The organism is Erwinia sp. Leaf53 (genome assembly GCF_001422605.1).
In the GTDB taxonomy this organism is placed as follows: Bacteria; Pseudomonadota; Gammaproteobacteria; order Enterobacterales; family Enterobacteriaceae; genus Erwinia.
The window spans coordinates 199,718-219,220 of the sequence record NZ_LMLK01000022.1; the positions used below are offsets into that span (position 1 = coordinate 199,718).

Annotated in this window: 16 protein-coding genes; 7 read left to right on the top strand and 9 right to left on the bottom strand. The window is 59.9% G+C overall.

From position 1 onward, the window contains the following. The first annotated feature begins 357 nt into the window (after positions 1-357). The 5 genes from ASF13_RS14700 to ASF13_RS23625 all read left to right on the top strand — a co-directional run bounded on the left by ASF13_RS14700 (position 358) and on the right by ASF13_RS23625 (position 7,138). Positions 358-1,389 (top strand): replication initiation protein, encoded by a 1,032-nt coding sequence (locus ASF13_RS14700; protein ID WP_056237616.1) that lies wholly within the window; start codon positions 358-360, stop codon positions 1,387-1,389. 1,553 nt (positions 1,390-2,942) lie between these two features. Continuing rightward, positions 2,943-3,926, top strand: a complete 984-nt coding sequence (locus ASF13_RS14705; protein ID WP_056237618.1) for an MDR family oxidoreductase — start codon at positions 2,943-2,945, stop codon at positions 3,924-3,926. A 504-nt stretch (positions 3,927-4,430) separates the two neighbouring features. Continuing rightward, a complete protein-coding gene (locus ASF13_RS14710) occupies positions 4,431-5,495 on the top strand; it encodes a sugar ABC transporter substrate-binding protein (RefSeq protein ID WP_056237624.1) in 1,065 nt (354 codons plus the stop codon). 9 nt (positions 5,496-5,504) lie between these two features. After that, positions 5,505-6,749, top strand: a complete 1,245-nt coding sequence (locus ASF13_RS14715) for an LVIVD repeat-containing protein (protein WP_056237629.1) — start codon at positions 5,505-5,507, stop codon at positions 6,747-6,749. Between the two features lie 140 nt (positions 6,750-6,889). Beyond that, entirely contained in the window at positions 6,890-7,138 is a 249-nt protein-coding gene (locus ASF13_RS23625) for a DUF1272 domain-containing protein (RefSeq protein ID WP_072166386.1), read from the top strand. A gap of 64 nt (positions 7,139-7,202) precedes the next feature. Here ASF13_RS23625 and ASF13_RS14720 read toward each other — a convergent pair whose 3' ends face one another. The 9 genes from ASF13_RS14720 to ASF13_RS14760 all read right to left on the bottom strand — a co-directional run bounded on the left by ASF13_RS14720 (position 7,203) and on the right by ASF13_RS14760 (position 17,721). After that, positions 7,203-8,048, bottom strand: coding sequence for a VOC family protein (locus ASF13_RS14720; protein WP_056237630.1), 846 nt, complete (start codon positions 8,046-8,048; stop codon positions 7,203-7,205). Between the two features lie 54 nt (positions 8,049-8,102). Beyond that, positions 8,103-9,206 carry an alkylhydroperoxidase domain protein gene (locus ASF13_RS14725; protein WP_056237633.1) on the bottom strand — a complete coding sequence of 368 codons (1,104 nt, stop codon included), beginning with the start codon at positions 9,204-9,206 and terminating at the stop codon, positions 8,103-8,105. Next, positions 9,203-10,234, bottom strand: a complete 1,032-nt coding sequence (locus ASF13_RS14730; RefSeq protein WP_056237634.1) for a putative FMN-dependent luciferase-like monooxygenase — start codon at positions 10,232-10,234, stop codon at positions 9,203-9,205. The genes ASF13_RS14725 and ASF13_RS14730 overlap by 4 nt, the downstream gene beginning before the upstream one ends. Beyond that, positions 10,231-11,850, bottom strand: a complete 1,620-nt coding sequence (locus ASF13_RS14735; RefSeq protein ID WP_082502358.1) for an ABC transporter ATP-binding protein — start codon at positions 11,848-11,850, stop codon at positions 10,231-10,233. Before ASF13_RS14735 ends, ASF13_RS14730 begins: the two co-directional genes overlap by 4 nt. Beyond that, positions 11,847-12,701 (bottom strand): ABC transporter permease, encoded by an 855-nt coding sequence (locus tag ASF13_RS14740; protein ID WP_056237636.1) that lies wholly within the window; start codon positions 12,699-12,701, stop codon positions 11,847-11,849. Before ASF13_RS14740 ends, ASF13_RS14735 begins: the two co-directional genes overlap by 4 nt. After that, positions 12,698-13,642, bottom strand: a complete 945-nt coding sequence (locus ASF13_RS14745; RefSeq protein WP_056237639.1) for an ABC transporter permease — start codon at positions 13,640-13,642, stop codon at positions 12,698-12,700. The genes ASF13_RS14740 and ASF13_RS14745 overlap by 4 nt, the downstream gene beginning before the upstream one ends. A gap of 11 nt (positions 13,643-13,653) precedes the next feature. Next, positions 13,654-15,282: a TIGR04028 family ABC transporter substrate-binding protein gene (locus tag ASF13_RS14750; RefSeq protein ID WP_056237641.1), complete on the bottom strand. Its 1,629-nt coding sequence runs from the start codon at positions 15,280-15,282 to the stop codon at positions 13,654-13,656. Between the two features lie 303 nt (positions 15,283-15,585). Then, complete coding sequence (locus tag ASF13_RS14755; RefSeq protein WP_056237642.1) at positions 15,586-15,990, bottom strand: H-NS family nucleoid-associated regulatory protein; 405 nt, start codon at positions 15,988-15,990, stop codon at positions 15,586-15,588. An 852-nt stretch (positions 15,991-16,842) separates the two neighbouring features. Further along, complete coding sequence (locus ASF13_RS14760) at positions 16,843-17,721, bottom strand: DMT family transporter (protein ID WP_056237644.1); 879 nt, start codon at positions 17,719-17,721, stop codon at positions 16,843-16,845. 132 nt (positions 17,722-17,853) lie between these two features. Here ASF13_RS14760 and ASF13_RS14765 point away from each other — a divergent pair, with 132 nt between their 5' ends. Both ASF13_RS14765 and ASF13_RS14770 read left to right on the top strand, forming a co-directional pair. Continuing rightward, complete coding sequence (locus ASF13_RS14765) at positions 17,854-18,432, top strand: helix-turn-helix domain-containing protein (protein ID WP_056237647.1); 579 nt, start codon at positions 17,854-17,856, stop codon at positions 18,430-18,432. A gap of 164 nt (positions 18,433-18,596) precedes the next feature. Beyond that, positions 18,597-19,397 carry a DUF1460 domain-containing protein gene (locus ASF13_RS14770; protein ID WP_056237651.1) on the top strand — a complete coding sequence of 267 codons (801 nt, stop codon included), beginning with the start codon at positions 18,597-18,599 and terminating at the stop codon, positions 19,395-19,397. Positions 19,398-19,503: the final 106 nt, after the last annotated feature.

The following is a 19,503-nucleotide window of genomic DNA, read 5'->3' on the forward strand; positions in this document are numbered from 1 at the left end:
GGTGAAATGCCGGCCAGACCGGATCTGTCGGGGATGTTCAGCGTGCAGACACGATCCTGAGATAAGTTATTCAGAGATATCCCCATTTTTAGTGGATCGGATAACCGTTTTTATTCACCGATACGATCCAATAACAGATCCTTTTAAGTTCCTGAAAGACCCATAAAGATCCCCGATCGCCGCAAGCCCCGTGCTGCCTGCCCTCAGAGGGGATCGTTAACCACTGTGAAGAGTAAATTAACCACTGAGGAGAGCAGATTAACCGCTGTAGTGAGTAGCCTATCCGCTATAGTGAGTGCTACTATCCACTGTATTCAGTAACGGCGACGCGTGCTTGTGAGTTAAGGGAAACCTGGAATGACAAAAAAAGAACCTGAAAACAAGATGATAGCTGAAGCTTTCAGTGAGACAGACAAAAGAACGGGTGAGGTTGTTACCCTGACGCCAAACAGCAATAACACCGTTCAGCCGGTGGCACTGATGCGGTTGGGGTTGTTCGTTCCTACCCTGAAATCCACGGCGCGCGGCAGAAAAAATCAGATGGCGACGATGGACGTCACCGATGAGCTGAAACAGCTGTCGATCGTGAAGTCAGAAGGCTATGAGAATATCAAGATCACCGGCGCCCGCCTGGATATGGATAACGACTTCAAAACCTGGGTGGGGATCATTCATGCCTTCGCCCGCTACAAGGTGCTGGGAGACAGCGTAACGCTGCCTTTCGTCGATTTTGCCAAACTCTGTGGGTTCCCCTCAGTGAGGTCCTCTGCGAAGCTCAGGAGCCGTCTGGACGCGTCTCTGACCCGTATCGCCACCAACACCATCGCCTTCAGCAGCAAAGAAGGGGAGTATTACATCACGCACCTGGTGCAGTCGGCTAAATACAGCACCAAATCCGACACGGTGACCCTGCAGGCCGACCCCAAAATCTTCGAACTCTATCAGTTCGATAAAAAGGTGTTACTGCAGCTGAGAGCGATTAACGAACTGTCCCGTAAGGAGTCGGCGCAGGCGCTGTACACCTTCATTGAAAGCCTGCCGCCTTCACCTGCGCCGATCTCGATGTCACGGCTGCGCGCGCGGCTTAATCTGACCTCGCGAACCATCACCCAGAACGCCACCGTCAGAAAGGCGATGGAGCAGCTGCGTGAGATTGGCTATCTTGATTACACTGAGATAAAGCGTGGGCGCTCGGTCTACTTCATTATCCACTACCGGCGGCCCAAGCTGAAGCCGGCGGATATTCCGCTCAGCCTGCCGGATCTGCCGGGTGACGACTTTGATGAAGGGCTGGATGCCATCGAGCCGGAGCCGGAGGGAGAGCTGGTGCTGCTTTCGCGTGAAGAGCAGGAACTGCTGGAGAAGATCCGCAGCGGAAAGATGAAGTAACCACTGTAGTGAGCAGCAACAGGCTTAGTATCCGCTGTAGTGAGCACATTTGTTTATCTTTTATCCTGTCAGATAGCGTTAAGCGCGATATTAACCACTGTAGTAAGCAGTATCTCTCTACAGTGGTTGTATGTATCTTCCTGTTGTTCTCCGTCTGCATTCTTCACTCGCTTATTGCAGCACCACTGTTCAGGTGCTGTCATCGTTCCCCTCATGTCAGTCCCGTTAACACCCCCTGTCATAACCAGCAGTAACCACTGTAGTCAGTTCTTTCTCACTACAGTGGATAGCGGCTTGCCAGAAAAACGAGGGACGTAACGGGCGGCATTCACTTCTGCGCGGAAGGGGAAGGGCATCGTCCTCAGGCCGGTCCGGCCTGCCTGCCACGGGCAACCGCTGCAGGGAGAGAAGTGCAGCCTGCTATGGCTGGCCATGGATACTGCTCTGCTGAATGGCGCGGCTACCGTTAACCACTGTGGTCAGAGAAATTCGCAAAATATCCACTACAGAGAGCTTCCGGCGAATTATTTCGTAAAATATCCACTGTAGAGGGTAACCCCCCATCAGCGATTTTTCGCTGAGTAAGGTCAGAACCCTGGTAACCACTAACCTGCAACACCCTGATATACAATATGTTAGCATTCACTAACTCTATGGTTGTCAGTGAAGATCTCGCGTTTGCCGAAGGTCTGATGTAAGCGGATTGTCTCTCCACAGTGGATATTTTCTTACTCCAGTGGATAGGGCTGCTGAGCCAGAAAACCTGTCCGGAGAGAGAGTTGGCTGATGCAACGTCAGTGATTTCTTACTACAGTGGTTACCAGGCGGACAGCTAACGAGGGGGTTCTCACTACAGTGGATAGCCGGATTGAATATTCTGACCGTTCTGACCACAGTGGATGACCGATCGGTAACAGAGCAACTCTTCTCACAACAGTGGATTTCCGCTGCTTAATTCCACAATATACGCTCACTACAGTGGATAGTGACCGGGTCACATGGGCAGCTGTTCTCATCCGGGAGGATCACCACCGTCTGAAACCTCAGCATTTACTCATTACAGTGGATGTTTATGGCTGAAAACAGTAAGCAGAATCTCACTACAGTGGATAAGGGTAAATCCTGTGTCTGATGACCCCTCTACAGTGGATGTTATCCCCTTCAAATCACATTTACACTCTTCATAGTGGATAGTTGTCTGTTGAAATGCGATCGGCATCTCACCTTAGTGGATGTTATCCACAAACGGCAGTGGCTTCCCTGAGAAGATATGAATGATTCGCCTCAGTAGCTGGCGATTGCCTTCTCACGCCAGTTACTCACTACAGTGGATAGTCTCCGGATCCTCACCACAGTGGTTATTGGTTCCGTTTACTCCCTGTAGTGGATATTGAAGATAACCGCTCCGTGCTGGTGCTGCGTTAAGCCTTGTCAGGGCATTGGTACTGCTTCTACACTACGACGCCTGACGCCCGCTGTTCTCTGGCGGGCGAGCGTTCGTTGATGCCGCAGGCTGGTAAACGGACGGCCTGCTGCTCTGATAAGGAGATTCTGTGTTCAAAGCCATTCTGATACGCCACGATAACGACCATTACAGTGCGGAGCTGACCGACGTCTGCGCTGCCGATCTGCCTGCCGGCGAGGTGACCGTTCAGGTTGATTACTCCTCCATTAATTACAAAGATGCCATGGCGATTACCGGGCGCGGCCCGATCGTGCGCAGTTTTCCGATGGTGCCGGGTATTGACCTCGCGGGGAACGTGCTGGCCAGCAGCAACCCGGCTTACCGGGCCGGGGATAAGGTGCTGCTGACCGGCTGGGGCGTCGGGGAGCGTCACTGGGGGGGCCTGGCGCAGCAGGCGCGGGTCAAAAGTGAATGGCTGACGCCGATCCCTGAGGGCGCTGACAGCCACCAGGTGATGGCGATCGGCACGGCGGGCTTTACCGCCATGCTCTGCGTTGACGCCCTGCTGGGGCACGGCGTGAAGCCTGCTGACGGCCCGGTGCTGGTCACCGGGGCCAGCGGCGGCGTCGGCAGCTGCGCCGTAGCCATTCTGTCCGGCCTGGGTTATCAGGTCAGCGCCTCAACCGGCCGGCCGGAGCGCAGCGGTGCGCTGCTGCAGGCGCTGGGCGCCGCAGAACTGGTCGATCGCGAAACGCTGAGCCAGCCGGGTAAACCGTTGCAGAAAGAGCGCTGGGCCGCCGTCATCGACACCGTGGGAAGCCACACGCTGATGAACGCCTGCGCCACCACCCGTTACGCCGGCATCGTAGCCGCCTGCGGCATGGCGCAGGGGCTGGATTTCCCGGCCAGCGTCGCGCCGTTTATTTTGCGCGGCATCACGCTGCGCGGTATCGACAGCGTGATGGTTCCTGCCGGTTTACGTGCGGCAATCTGGCAAAAGGCCTCTCAGCACCTGACGCGCGACGTGCTGGAAAAGCTGACGAAAACGGTGCCGCTGGACAAGGCCGTTGCGGCGGCCAGCCGCCTGCTGGACGGGCAGAGCCACGGGCGAATAGTGGTGGACTGTCGTTAAAGGGGGGGAGTTTCACTCTGCTGCGCCTGACGTAAACGGGCAGGCTGTATTCAGGCCCGGGGTTCAGCTGCCCGGTTGCTCCACCCTCTTAAATGCCGCGCGTAGCGTATCAGGCGTGACCGCGGTCGGCAGCGCATGAACCGACTCCTGCAGGCGCAGGGTGTGGGCGATTACCGCAACAATCTGCTCTGCGTTGTTAATATCCGCCGCCAGCGCGGCCAGGAGGCCGGCAGCCGGAAACGCTTACAGGCGGCGATCGGCTGGCGGTCTCTTTCTGCGACAGCAGCACGCACTGCAACAGCATACCCCAGGCCACTCTGGTGCCGTGCAGAGAGTCCGCGCTTTGCGTCAGCTACGTCCTCCCGGACTAATGCTTTTTTTTGAGTTACATATTCCTTTTACTTCTTTGTCAGTGGGTTAGCGGCTGTGAAAAAGTGTCCGGATGGCTCAGGCCACCCGTTTACGCACCGTGCGTTTTTCACCGTCAATACAGGGATCACTGCAATGAAATCATTCGTATCGTTACTGGCGCTGCTGGTTGCCAGCGCATTACCCGTGCACGCCGCCACGCCGGCGCCGGTCCCGCAGGCCATCGCCAGCCATGATGGCCCGGTGCGCATCGCGGTGATCCGCAACCTCGGCTCTGACGATAACACCACCCAGTTTGTGCAGGGCGCGGTGCAGCAGGCGAAAGCGCTGGGCTTTAAGGTCAGCACCTTTTTATCCAACGGTGACGACGCGCGTTTCCAGGATTTTGTTAACCAGGCTATCAGCCAGAAGTATGACGGCATTATTCTCTCGCAGGGACGTGCGCCTTACTCCACCGCGCTGGTGAAGAAGATCGCGGACAGCGGCATCGCCGTATCGGTATTTGATACCGCCGTCGACGGTGAGGTGGCCGGTGCTACGGTCACGCAACAGGACGATGCCTCCCTGACCGAACTCTCCTTCGGTCAGCTGATTAAGGATCACAACGGTAAGGCCAGTATCATCAGGCTGTGGGTGGCCGGTTTCCCGCCGATGGAGCGTCGTCAGGCAGCCTACCAGCAGCTGCTGAAGGCGAATCCCGGCATTCATGAGCTGGAATCGGTGGGTGCCGTCTCCTCTGACGTGCAGGGCGATACCGCCAACAAGGTCGGCGCGCTGCTGGCGAAATATCCAAAAGGTAAGATCGACGCCATCTGGGGTACCTGGGATGCGTTCACTCAGGGCGCGGTAAAAGCGCTGAAGGAGAACGGGCGCAACGAAATCAAACTCTACAGCATCGACGTCTCTAACCAGGATCTGCAGCTGATGCGTGAGGCGGGCAGCCCGTGGAAAGTGACCGCGGCGGTGGATCCGAAGCTGATTGGCGCAACCAACGTCCGCCTGATCGCGCTGAAGCTGGCGGGAGAAGCCACCCCGGCCAGCTACGAATTTAAAGCCACGGTGATCCCGCAGGCGCTGCTGGTCAGCCAGCCGGGGCCGGTTAACGTTGCCGGGCTGAGCAAGGTGATCCCGGGCTGGGGTCAGACCGGTGACTTTATTGCGCCGTGGTTTGCGACGCTGGAAGCGAAGGCGAAGAAGTAAGGAGCGGCGATGACGAACTTCTTACCAAAGGCGGACTACAGCCGCAACATGCGGCTGATCGGCCACAGCGATCAGGGTGGACGCCCTGACGGCGTGCAGGTGATGGTACACCGCGGCTACGCCTATATCGGCCATATGGTGTCGCAGGGTTTCTCAATCGTTGACGTGCGTGATGCGAAAAATCCGCGCAGCGCGGGCTACGTAGCCGCGCCGCCCGGCACCTGGAACGTGCATCTGCAGGCGCACGACGACCTGCTGCTGGTGATCAACGCCCGCGATCTGTTCGCGGACGTGCGCTTCGCCGATGAGAAAGTCTATTACACCCGTTCGGTGGGGGAGACGGTCAGCGACGTACAGGATCGCGGCTGGAGCGCAGGGCTGCGCATCTTTGATATCTCCTCGCCGGAAAAGCCGCGTGAAATCAGCTTCCTGCCGCTTAACGGTATCGGTATTCACCGCATCTGGTACGTCGGCGGGCGCTGGGCCTACGTCTCGGCGCTGCTGGACGGCTTCAGCGACTACATTTTCCTGACCATCGACCTGGCCAATCCGCAGAAGCCGGAAGTGGCGGGGCGCTGGTGGCTGCCGGGAATGAATACGGCGGCCGGTGAACAGCCGGGCTGGCCGGAGGGCAGGCGCTATGCGCTGCATCATGCCATCATCAGCGGCGACGTGGCGTACGGCAGCTGGCGCGACGGCGGCCTGACGCTGCTCGACGTCAGCGATCGCAGCAATCCGACGCTGCTCAGCCACCGCAACTGGAGCCCGCCTTTTGGCGGCGGCACCCACACCGCGCTGCCGCTGCCGGACCGCGACCTGCTGGTGGTGCTGGATGAGGCGGTGCTGGACAGTCAGGAGGACGGCGAAAAGCATATCTGGCTGTTCGATATCCGCGATAAAACCAGCCCGGTCAGCATCTCCACCTTCCCGCAGCCGGATGAAGTAGACTATGTCGCAAAAGGCGCGCACTTCGGCCCGCACAACCTGCATGAAAACCGGCCGGGCAGTTTTATCAGCTCAACGCTGATCTTCGCCACCTGGCAGAACGCCGGGGTGCGCGCCTATGACATCAGCAACCCCTATCGTCCGGTGGAGACGGGCGCGCTGGTGCCGGCAGCGCCGCAGAAGATGATGGATACCCGCCCGGGCAGGCCGCAGATTATCCAGTCCTGCGACGTGTTTGTTGATGCGCAGGGGATTATCTACAGCACCGACTACAACGGCGGGCTGTCGGTGATTGAGTACCTCGGCTGACTGGCGGGCGGCCATCGCTTCACGGCTGGTGTACGCGCGGCGGGCTTGTCCGTTTTCGGTCTCATCATGTCCCGAACCTGCCTTTTTTTCGCGTCCGGCCCGATCTAAGGTGAATGACCATTGCCTGAAGGATAAACACCGTGCTGACACTGCGCCCCAACTGCGAATGCTGTGATCGTGATTTGCCAGCGGAATCGACGCTGGCGGTAATCTGTTCGTTTGAATGTACTTTCTGCCGGGACTGTGCGGAGCAACGCCTGGACGGCCACTGCCCGAACTGCGGCGGTGAACTGGTGCGGCGTCCGATCCGCCCGGCGGTGAAGCTGGCTACTTTCCCCGCTTCGACGGTGCGGGTAAACAAAGAGCATGCCGCCTGTGGACAGGCGTAGCATAAAAAACGCCGGAGCGGCGGCCCGGCGTTAATGGCGGTTGCGTCCGATATCAGCGGGCCGTTCAGACCGGGCTGAAGCGCAGCGCCAGCTGCCCGCCGGACCCTGCGCTGACATGCACACCGCGCTCATCTTCGCTGAACGGAATGTCCCCCTGAGCTAAACTGTCATGCACCTGCGCCAGCGAACGGGTGCGGAACCCCAGGGCGATCATGCGCGTCGAACCGTCATAATCCGCCGGTAACGCACCCCACTCAGCGCTGGCCCGATCGCTGCTCAGGAAGCGCACGACAGCATCGCCTGCGCCAATCTGCCGCTCCCCGCTGTCCAGCACGTCCACCTGCTGCTCACCAAACAGCTGACCATACACCGCCGCTGCTTCGGCCGGGTCACGGCTGGCGATGACAAATTCGCTGATGTGCGTCACGCCATTCGGGTGCACCTGCCACGCCGGCTGCCAGACCGCGTCCGGGGTCAGATGCTGGCAGAAGAAGCTGCGCCCGTTCGGCACTTTTTCCGCCTGCAGCGCCACGGTGCGAAAGCGTGCTTCCTGCAGCGAACCGTCCGGCAGCGTCACCGGGCGGAAGAAGCTGGCGGCGGCATCGCCCGCCAGTTCACGCTGCTGCAGGTGGCGGTAAACCGCATCGGCGTCCTGCGTTTTCCACACCAGCCCGGAAAGGCCGGGGGGCGACTGCCACAGCGCTTTGCGCAGGTGGCCGCGGCCGGGTTCGAACCCCAGCAGTTCAAGGTAATTATTGTGAAAAATGGCCAGATGGTTGCTGGAACCCAGCGAATGGTGGCCACGTTCGGTTAGCTGAAAGCCCAGGCGGCGATAGCGTTCGGCAGCCCCATCCAGCTGCTTACCCACGTTGATCACCACGTGATCCAGTTCAGGAATCAGTTCAGACATTACAGACTCTCCGGTGACGGGCAGGGCGTTGCGCCTGCCCGCAAAAGTGGCACGTCAGGCGGCCGGGATAAAGGGTTCGCCCAGCGTCAGCATCAGGCGGTTGGCCCAGGCAAAAAAGGCGGTGCTCTGCACCAGATCCACCAGCTCCAGTTCGCTCAGCCCCAGCTCGCGCAGTACGGTCAACTGTTGCACGGAAGCGGTCGGCGGCGTGGCGGACAGTGAGGCGGAAAACGCGATGATCGCCTGCCAGCGCGGCTGCTGGTCAACGGCCAACGGCTGGCCGGGGGCGGTGGCGATCAGCCGATCGATATCCTCTGGCTGCTTTGACAGCTGCCCAGCTTTGCGCGCATGCACCGAGGCGCAGAACACGCAGCCGTTGACCTTACTGGCCACGGTGGCCGCCAGCTCGCGCTCTTTGCGCGGCAGCCCGCCGGCGGTAAAGAAGATCCCCTTATCGGCCAGCGTGCGCTGCTCCAGCAGCGGCAGGTTGCGCCCGAGCAGGCGGAAGTAGTCGGAATCAGTGTGGCCAAATCTGGCCAGCGTTGCCTGTTCGTCCGCGTTGAACTCCGCCAGCGGTTTTGCCGGGATCCACGGCTCCCAGCCCAGCTCGTCGCGGGTGAAGGCCGGCGGGGCGTTCTTACCGCTCAGCGTCAGTGGTTCGGTACGCCACCCGGCGGCCACCGCCGGTTCAGCGCTGGCGGCGGCGCCGTTCTCGCCGGCCAGCAGACGATAACCGCGCAGCAGGCGGCTCTGGTAGCTGACGAACGCCACCAGCTGCGACAGGGTGACGATCGCGTCCAGGCTCAGGCCGCCGTCAGCCAGCGCATGCAGATGGGCCGGATCGGCGGCGGCCGGTTTAAAGGTCAGCAGTTCGGCGTGGTCGCGCAGCGGCTGCAGCCCGGCGTCAGGCTGACGCCCGTTCAGTTCGGCGGCATAGTGTGCGGCCAGCCGCTCTTCACCGTGCCAGCTGGCGACCTGCTGCGCCAGCGCCAGGCGTGAGGTCAGCGGCAGGCCGTGAGCGGCGGAGGGGCTGAACAGCACCTCGTAGCTGCCCTGGGTATTTTCGGTGGCGGCGTCGCGGGTCAGGCGGGCCTCGGCCAGCGCACTGCCGGGGGCAATATCGGCCAGCTGCTCTAACAGATCGGTACTACGGGTCATACGCGCTCCTTGTGGGTCACTCTGGATACGGGCTTACGCCAGCCGAGCGCCGGGGCAACCTCGCTGGCCAGCAGTTCAATGGAGGTGAGGATCTGTTCATGCGGCGGATCGATGGAGTGTACCTGGAATGACACATCGGTCACCCGTGCCAGGCTGCTGTCCTGCCGCAGCGAGGCCTCTACCTGTTCCGGCGTGCCGAGATGGACATCGAACGCGGCGATATAGTCATCAAGGGTGTCGCCCGCCACCTGATGGCCAGCGCGGCGATGATGCTCCGCCTGCGCGGTCAGCCCCGGCAGCGCCAGCCGCCGGGCCTCTGCGCCATCACGGCTGACAAAGGCGGTGCGTGAGGCGAGGATGCGCGGCTCCACCCCCGCAGGCAGGGCGGCGAGGTATGCGTCAATGATCGGGTTCTGGATCGCATCCAGCGCCAGGCGCGGCTGTCCGGGCGGGCGGGGCTGAGTGCGCGAGAGCATCAGCCCGTGGCCGGCGGCACCGGCGCGCGCCGCGCCCGCCACCGAGAAGGTGGCCTGCCACAGGCGATCGGCCAGCTGCGGGGCAGCAGGGTAGAGCCGGTTCTGTTCATGGCCGAGGGCGTCGCCACGCCATGCCTGTAACAGCGTCTCCAGGTTGGCAGAAAACGCCTCTGTACGCCGATCAAAAGTCAGACCAAACGGCAGAAACGAGTCCGGCGTGCCGCCGGAACCCAGCCCCAGCTCCAGCCGGTGGTCACTCAGCAGGTCCAGTACCGCCGCATCTTCCGCGACGCGCAGCGCATTCTCCATCGGCAGGGTGATGATCGCGGTGCCGAGGCGGATGCGTGAGGTCTGCGCGGCGACGCTGGCGAGGAACAGCAGCGGCGAGGGCAGGCCGCCTTCGGCCTCGTGAAAATGGTGCTGGGCAACCCAGGCGGTATCAAACCCCAGCCGCTCCGCGTGCAGGATCTGCAGGGTGGCGAGGCGGTAACGTTCCTGCGCGCTGGTTTGGTCCAGCAGGCGGGTAAAGAATCCAAGACGTTTGGCTGTCATGCGGTGTCCTTAGCGCGTGTCAGGGTGGGAATGGCGGCGATCAGCTCGCGGGTATAGTCGCTGACGGGATTGCTGAAAACATCGCCGGTGTTACCGTAATCGATCTGCTGCCCGGCGCGCAGCACCGAGACGCTGTGCGCCAGCTGACGCACGGTGGCCAGATCGTGAGAAATAAACAGATAGGTCAGCCCGAGGTCCTGTTGCAGCTGCCGCAGCAGAGCGAGGATCTGCGCCTGAATGGTGACGTCCAGCGCCGAGGTGGCCTCATCCAGCACCAGGATCTGTGGGCGCAGCACCAGCGCGCGGGCAATTGCCACCCGCTGACGCTGGCCGCCGGAGAGCTCGTGCGGTTTACGTTCCAGCAGCGGCAGCGGCAGCGCCACCCGGATGGCGGCCTCCTCCACGCGCTGACGGCGTTCGTCGCGGCTCAGGGGCTCAAAGTTCAGTAAGGGTTCTTCAATCACCCGGAACAGCGTCTGTGACGGATCGAGTGAGGCAAACGGGTTCTGATAGACCAGCTGAATTTTGCGGCGCAGCTGCCGCAGCGCTTCGCCCTTCAGCTGCGTGGCATCAATGCCGTCGATAGTCACCCGGCCGCTGTCTGCCTGCTGAAAGCCGAGCAGAATACGTGCCAGCGTGGTTTTGCCGGAACCGGACTCGCCGACCAGCGCGTGGGTGGTGCCGCGCGCGACGCTGAAGGAGACGTTATTCAGCGCCTGGAAACCTTCGCCGCCACCGAGAGAGAAGTGCCTGCTGACGCCCGCAATCTCAATCGCCGGCTGGGAAAAGTGCGCCGCAGGCGGCGGCGGAATAGCGGCAGAGAGCGCGGGCGCATCGGCAAACAGCTGGCGGGTGTAAGGATGCTGCGGCCGCCGCAGGATATCGTCGGTCAGCCCCTGTTCCTGCACTTCTCCCTGACGAAACACCAGGATGCGATCGGCGCGCGCGGCGGCCACCGCCAGGTCGTGGGTGACAAACAGCACGGCGGTACCTGACTCGCGGCGCAGCTCGTCAATCAGGTCGAGAATGCGTTTCTGCACCGTCACGTCCAGCGCGCTGGTCGGCTCATCGGCGATAATCAGCGCCGGTTTCAGTGCAATGGCGATGGCGATCAGCACCCGCTGTTTCATGCCGCCCGACAGCTGGTGCGGATACTGCCCGGCCCGCCGCTCCGGGTGCGACAGCCCGACGCGGGTCAGCAGGGCCACCACGCGCTGCTGACGCTCCTGACGCGACAGCCGCTGGTGCAGCTGCAGCACTTCCTCAACCTGCTGGCCAATGGTTTTCACCGGGTTCAGCGAACTGCCGGGATCCTGCGGGATCAGGCTGACCACCGCGCCGCGCACGCCGTCCAGCCGCTTCTGCGACCAGCCGCCGATCTCCGCGCCGTTGAGCCAGATTTCGCCGGACTCTCGCTCGCCATTCCCGGCCAGCAGGCCAATTATCGCCTGGGCGGTGGTGGTTTTGCCGGAGCCGGACTCGCCGACCAGCGCCACCACCTCGCCACGATTCACCCGGAACGAGACGTTATGCACCACGCGCTTGCGTTGCCCGCCGCTGCGGTAGGCGATGCTGAGGTTGTCCACCTGCAGCACCGGATGGATGGATTCACTCACCGGCGACCTCCTGAAAAGTGATGACTGATGCGGTTGGTGGCCAGCACCACCAGCACCACGACGACGCCGGGGAAGGTGGTCAGCCACCAGGCGGTGGAAATATAGTTGCGCCCTTCGGCAATCAGCAGGCCCCACTCCGGGGTCGGCGGTGGGGTGCCGTAGCCGAGGAAGCTCAGGGTGGAGATGGCAAGGATCGCGCTGCCAAACTGCAGGGCCGAGAAGGCCAGCACCGGCGTCAGCGAGTTAGGCAGAATGTGCCGCCACAGCACCGAGAAAAAGGTGCCGCCGCTGCCGTAAGCCGCTTCAACGTACTCCGCGTGGCGCACGCGTACCACCTCCGAACGTGCCAGGCGGGCAAAATTCGCCACCGAGGTGATGCCCACGGCGATGGCGGCGTTAACCGTGCCAAAGCCCAGCAGAATAATTATGCTCAGCGACAGCAGCAGGCCGGGTATCGCCAGCAGCACGTCCACGATGCGCATCACCACGCTCTCGCTGCGCCCGCCGAGCGCGCCAGCCACCACGCCGAGCAGCGTGCCCACGGTCAGCCCCAGCGCCACGGCTACCAGCGCGCCGCTCAGCGAATGTGATGCGCCCCAGACGATGCGCGCATAGAGGTCACGTCCCAGCTGGTCGGTACCGAGCCAGTGGCCTGCCTGCGGGGCCAGCCGCTGCGCGCCCGGCGTGCCCTCGGTCGGGCTCCACGCGGTAAACCAGCCCGGGGCCACCGCCCACAGGATCGCCAGCGCCAGCACCGCCCACGCCAGCAGCAGGCCCGGCTTCAGCTGACCGGGAAAGAGCGCCCGCACGCCGCGCACGGACTTGAGGCTGTTGTCTGCGATCAGACTCATGATGTTGCCCTCTGGTAATGCCGGATGCGCGGATCGAGCAGCGGTGAGACCACGTCGACCAGCAGATTAATCGCCACAAAGCCGGTAGCGGAGATCATCACCACCGCCTGCAGCACCGCCACATCCTGATTATTGACCGCCTGCTGGGTCAGCTGGCCGAGTCCGCTTAAGCCAAACACCGTTTCAGTAATCAGCGCGCCGGCGATCAGCTCGCCGAGCAGCAGCCCGGCAATGGTCAGCACCGGCAGCAGGGCATTGCGCGCCACGTGGTGCCACAACACCCGGCGCTGGCTTGCGCCTTTGGCACGCGCCACCGCGACAAACGGCTGGGTCTGCACCTGGTCGATGCTGCGGATCAGAATTTGTGCCAGCGGCGCTGAAATCGGTATCGCGAGGGTAAGCACCGGCAGGATCAGGCCGGCGATCTCTCCCGGATTAATCACCGGGATCCAGCGCAGCTGGAAGGAAAACACCTGAATCAGGGCGATACCCAGCCAGAAGGTGGGTATCGAGATAAACAGCGCGGGCAGCGACTGCAGCGCGTTACGCCACCAGCGCAGCCCGGTAAGGCTGGAGACAAAGGCGATGGTCACGGCAAGCAGGGCCGCCAGCAGAAAGCCGGGCAGCGCCAGGCGCAGCGTGGCCGGGAAATTCTCAGCCAGCAGCTCGCTGACCGGGACCCCCGCCTGCACCGAGAAGCCAAAATCCCCGTGCAGCATGCTGCCGAGCGTGTGCAGATACTGCTGCCACAGCGGCGTGGTCGTCCCGTAGGCCTGGCGCATCTCTTCGATCTGCGCCGGGCTGAGGCCGAGGTCCGGGTTCTGAAACTTAATCAGCACCGCATCGCCCGGCAGCACCTGCAGCAGGAAGAACGACACGGTAAACGCCGCCCACAAAACCAGCAGGGCCTGGCCCAGCCTGCGCGTGAAATAGCCTGTCATCATTACCTGCCTTACTGTTTATCCAGCCACACGCCGTAGAAGCTCGGGCGGCCTACGGCCTCAAAGCTCAGCCCTTTCAGCCACGGCGCGCTGGCGAACACCTGCGGCTCTTCGAAGATCGGGATGTTATAGGCGTTATCGATAAGGTAGCGCTGCGTGTCGCCGGTCAGCGCGAGCCGTTTCTGCGGATCGGTTTCCGCGGCAATGCCTTCCAGCAGCGCGTTCAGCCTGTCATCACGGAAGTTTTTCACCAGGCTGCTGGAACCGCCTTTCTGCAGCAGCGCATCGCGGTTGGTCGGGTAGAACTGGCTTTTCACCACGTCCGGGTCGGCGCGGCCGACTTCGGTGACGTTAACCGGGGTTTTCAGCGGATCGAGGCTGTCGACGGTTTTGCTGCCGGCATCGCCGGCCTTCACCGCCAGCGCCACGCCGACCTGCTTCCACTGCTGCGCCACCAGCTGCAGAACCTCTTTGTTCTGCGGCTGCGGCAGGGATTCGTACACCGTCAGCGCCAGTTTCTGGCCGTCTTTCTGGCGGATGCCGTCGCTGCCCGCCTTCCAGCCTGCTTCGTCCAGTAATTTATTTGCCAGCGCCGGATCAAACTTCAGCCTGTCGCTGAGATCAACGTAGCCTGCCGCCGAGGCGGCCAGCACCGAGGTGGCGACCGGGTAGTTAGGCGAGAACAGCGTATCGACGATCTGACGGCTGTTGGTGGCGTGCAGCAGCGCCTGGCGCACTTTCAGTTCAGACACCAGCGGGTTATCCGGGCGGAAACTCAGGCTGTCATTGATGCCGCGGGTTGGTGCGGCGTAGATCGGGAAGTTCTGCTGCTGTGCCTGCTTCTCATCATAAGCCTGCACCTGACGGATCGCCCCGGCCTGGCCGGCCAGCAACGCGCCGATGCGCACGCTGTCTTCCGGCGTCACGATAATTTTGATCGCGTCGAGGTTAGCACGGCCCTGCTGAGCGCCATTTTTCGGACCCCAGTTATAATCTTTGCGCACGCTGAGATCGACTTCACGTCCGAGCTTTTCGCCGGTGACCACAAACGGGCCGGAACCGATAATATGACGCGCATCGCCCAGCGCTTCAAAATTACGCGCAAGGGTGCTGAGAGAAACCAGACCGGAGCCTATCGTGGCTGTCCCCTGCAGAAAGCCCGGGGAGGATTTCTTAAAGTAGAATTTCACCGTCAGCGGATCGACCACTTCGCTGCGTTCATAGTTATTGATCACTTCTGATACCGGGAGGCGCTGCGCTTTATTTCCCAGACCATAGGTATCAAAGTTTTTCGCCACCGCACTGGCATCCAGCGGCGTGCCGTCGGAGAAGGTCACGCCCGGACGAATTTTAAAGGTATATTCCGTTTTCTCCGCGTTGCTGCTCCAGCTTTCAGCAATCCAGGGTTCCACCTGCAGCGTTTCGGGATTTTGCCAGGTCAGCTTATCGGTAATTTGATTAAGAATACCGCCGTTAGGATAAAACCCACCGGCAGGGGGGTAAAGATTGGTGTGTGCCTGTTGCTCTAAATAGATCAGCGTACCGCCCTGCACCGGCTTATCTGCCGCATGGGCGATAACAGAACCGGTTAAAAGTGCCAAAGCCCCGGCAAGTGCCTGAAGGCGAAACGTGTTGCGCATAAGGAATTCCTTTATTGTCAGTTTGATGTGCCTGCTGGCAACCAATATCAGGCCTGACAACGGTCAAGGTGAAGCAAGGAATTCTTCTGGCTATTTGCGTTTTGCGCATAAGGCTGTGAAGGAGAAAGCTGAAAACAGAGCGTGTGACAGGGGAGGGTTAAAAAGGCAGGGCACAGATACCGCAGCAGAGGTGTCGATCGGACGGCAGTAGAGGGTAAATCTCAGGGACAACTGACGTGGAAAACTGAATGACGAGGGGAGTGGCAGGAAAAAAAACGGCCACCTGACGGGTGGCCGGTTTTGTTACTTGATCAGGAAATCTTCAAGTTTTTTGCCTGCGTCCAGCGCCTGCTTAATTACCGCCGGGGTACGGCCCTGGCCGGTCCAGGATTTGGATTCGCCGTTTTCGTCAGTATATTCATACTTAGCCGGACGCGGTGCACGCTTGGCACGGGTCTTGGTAGTGGTATTATCTGCAGCGGTCAGTTCGCTCAGGTCGATACCATCTTCCAGCAGCATCTGGCGGTATTTTGCCAGTTTCTGTTCTTTTTCTTTAATCTCAGAGGCGATAGCGGCATCTGCTTCACGTCTTTCGTTCACTACCGCTTCCAGTTTCTCCAGCATCTCTTCCAGCTCAGCTAAAGAAATTTCACGAGCCTGCGCACGCAGGGTGCGAATGTTATTTAATACTTTCAGCGTTTCGCTCATAACGGAATCCGTAACCTGTAAGGTGGTTTAAATTTAGTCAACATAGGTACCAGTGACAAGTGTACATTCAAATGAATGAGGAAAAAACAGTAATTTAAAAAAATGTTCAATTAAAGGTGAGGTTGTGCACATAAGTCAGTGAAGATGCAATCGGGGATGTAGCTATATTTACATCGAATGGGATGAATCTTAACACTATACTTCGAGGCCTTACGTGGCTTGTTGAAACTTTACACGGAAAGATGGGGTAAAACGCGTTGAATTACGTTAGCGAAGAATAACTGACTATCCTGCTGTTAATGATTGATTTTCTTCAGAGTATGCCACCTGTTCTTAGCGCAAAAAAAGCTGACTTTTTTTGCGGGTGTTACGCTGTCACCCGTGTAGCCTTATGGCAGGTGTGAAATAAACCGTCACCATCCCGTGTAAACCAGAAATCCCGCTATTCGTTCTCATTTTTGCGCATTCAATCTGATGATGCAGGCGTCTCTTAGCTGCTCAGCCCGCGAAGGTCGGCAGGGAGGAAAGTTAACCCAGGTTATTATTCCCGGTATCTGCGGGTCAGGTGAGCAGTCAGGTAACGGTCATTCTGGTTTGTCGGGGGGGGACGGTTTCGGACTATTCTGCTGACCGGATATAAAACGGCTTCAGTCGCTATATCCACTTTTTAGCCAGCGGATTGCCGGTAAAAAGATATCATCAGCGCGCGAACAGAGTCAGTTTACGTTAAGCCGGTATGAAATCCCGTTACGACATTAACTAGTTACAACATACTTTTAACTTTTTAATGCTCCGCCAACAACAGCGTGCCTGCCTGCAATATTAGGGTCAGACAGGCTCTGTTCATGCGGGTTACGCTCTCCTGCTCGCGTTATTTCTTAACCGGTAGCTGGCCGCAGTGGCAATAAGGATGATGAGTGCGCCGCAGAACTGCCCTAACGTAAGGCGGTGGGCAAAGACCAGCCAGTCTACAACGATAGTGACCACCGGATAAATAAATGAGAGCGCGGCCACCAGGCTGCCGCTAAGTTTACCGATCCCCGCATAAAGCAAGGTCGACATCAGCGCAGTATGTACCACACCCAGTATTAACAGCAGCGACCATGCCTTAACCGGGTTTTCTGCCTCTATCGGTGTCATAAAAGGCAGTAACAGCAGCGTCCCGGTAATCAGCTGGATGAGGACCAGCTTTTGGGGGGAGATCTGCTTTACGCTACGGGCCACAATCGCAACCAGCGAGTAACAGAACGCGGCACCCAGCGCCAGCAGCACCCCGGAGAGATAATGCTCCCCGCCTGACCGGACGGGCTGCCCTCCGCTGACGATCAGTACGACACCCGCGAACGCCACCCCCAGCCACAAAGCCGCCTGCCGGGAGATTTTTTCGCGAAACAACAGCGCACTCAGCGCAGTCAGCATAAAAGGCTGAGTGTGGTAGGTCACGGTTGCGACACTGACCGAAGCTGACGCGTACGCTGTAAATAGTAACACCCAGTTTAAAACCAGTGCGATACCGCCAGCGACAACCAGCAGCCACTGATGCAGGGTTATTCTCACTTGCCACGATCCGGGCAGGGTAAAACAGACCAGCGCCATCGCCACTGCGCCAAACAGGCAGCGGTAAAAAACGGCGGTTAACGCATCCTGCCCGGAAGCGATTACCAGCCAGCCGGTGGTACCGGCGACCAGCATTGCCGCGGTCATTTGCAGTGTTCCCGTGGTTGAGACCATTTCTTGACTCCTTATCAGGTCCGTAGAGGTATTCAGGTGTGGATTAACAGGTTAAATTGAACGAGCGGACATTATAATGAACGCATAAGAGGCGTTCGTCAAAAAGAACATTTGTACGATATGGAGAACACTATGAGTGATTTAACCCCGCCTGAATCTGCGGCAGGCTCACCCATACTGCTGCTGGCACAGGCGCTGCGCCGTGAACGGGAGCGGCTGGCGGTCAGCGTGACCGAGCTGGCAAAACGCGCGGGCATTGCCAAATCCACGCTTTCACAGCTGGAGAACGGCATTGGCAATCCGGGACTGGAAACCCTGTGGGCGCTGGCGATGGCGCTGAACGTGCCGGTCAGCCGCCTGATCGCCCAGCCGCGACAGCCGGTGCAGGTGATACGCGTCGGGGAGGGCACGCCGCTGGTCTCCGGCCAGGCAAACTATCTGGCCACGCTGCTGGCTACCTGCCCACCGGGGGCACAGCGTGATATTTATCGCCTGCAGGTGCAGCCGGGTGAACCGAAGATTTCTGCCGCGCATCAGCCCGGCACGCTGGAGCATGTGATCCTCAGCAGTGGCCGGGCGAGGGTGGGGCCGCTGGAGGGCTGGGTGGAACTGACCGCCGGTGATTACATCAGCTACCCGGCTGATGAACCGCACCTGTTTGAGGCGCTGGAGGAGAACACCACGGCGGTGATGCTGATTGAACAGGGATAAGGACCACGCGGCTGCGCACTGCAAAATATCGCACAACCAGTTATTTGTCAGATATGTTGTCGCATCCATCAACGGGCGTTAAATGAACGGCTATCACATTCTCTCTTCCACGGTTAAGCGGGTAAAAAACCCCCAGGATTTAACCCGGTTAACAAGGAGAGAAAATGAAAAAAACGGCTGTTTTACTGCTGTCGCTGGGCCTGACAGCGGTGGTTTCATGCCGGTCAGCGCAGCCCGCGTTTCAGACCGAGATGGACAGCGCTACCGCGCAGAAGGTGAACACCCTGCTGCGTACGGTGACGATCCCCGGACGGAACAAAAGCCACGGCGAACGGGTGCGCGACCTGTCGGCGGCCTTTCTCGGTACGCCGTATCAGGCCGACACGCTGAAGGGCTCTGCGTTAACCCCGGAAGTGCTGGTGGCAAATTTTAACGGCGTCGACTGCTATACGCTGATTGATTACGTCGAGGCACTGACGCGCGCAACCAGCGCGGATAACTTCCTGACCCGGCTCATCCGCGTGCGCTACGTCAACGATAAGGTCAGCTACCTGAGCAGAAAACATTTCTTCACCGACTGGTATGCCATCAGCCCGCACAACGCTGAGGATATCACCCGCAGCCTGAGTCCTGCGGCGATCGCGGTTGAAAAGACGCTGAACCGCAAAGCCGACGGCGGTGAATACATTGCCGGGCTGGGCAGCGTGCCGCGGACGATCGCCTACCTTCCCGGTAACGCCATCAGCCAGCAGGTCCTCGATAAGCTGCACACCGGCGATTACGTTGGCGTTTATTCTCCGCTGGCCGGTCTGGACGTCTCCCACACCGGGATCGTGATCAAACGGGATGGCCAGGTGTGGTACCGCAACGCCTCATCGCTGTCGCGTAATATGCGGGTGGTCGATACGCCATTTCTGGAATATATGGCGAAAAAGCCCGGCATCGTGGTGCTGCGGGTGAATTAGCCGCGGCATTATCTGCCCGCTGCCCGCTGGCGATCCACTTAACAACGGTATTGCGGCGTACGTGCAGCGGGCACAGGGTGGCAGGTTTAACCCGGCAGCAGCCATC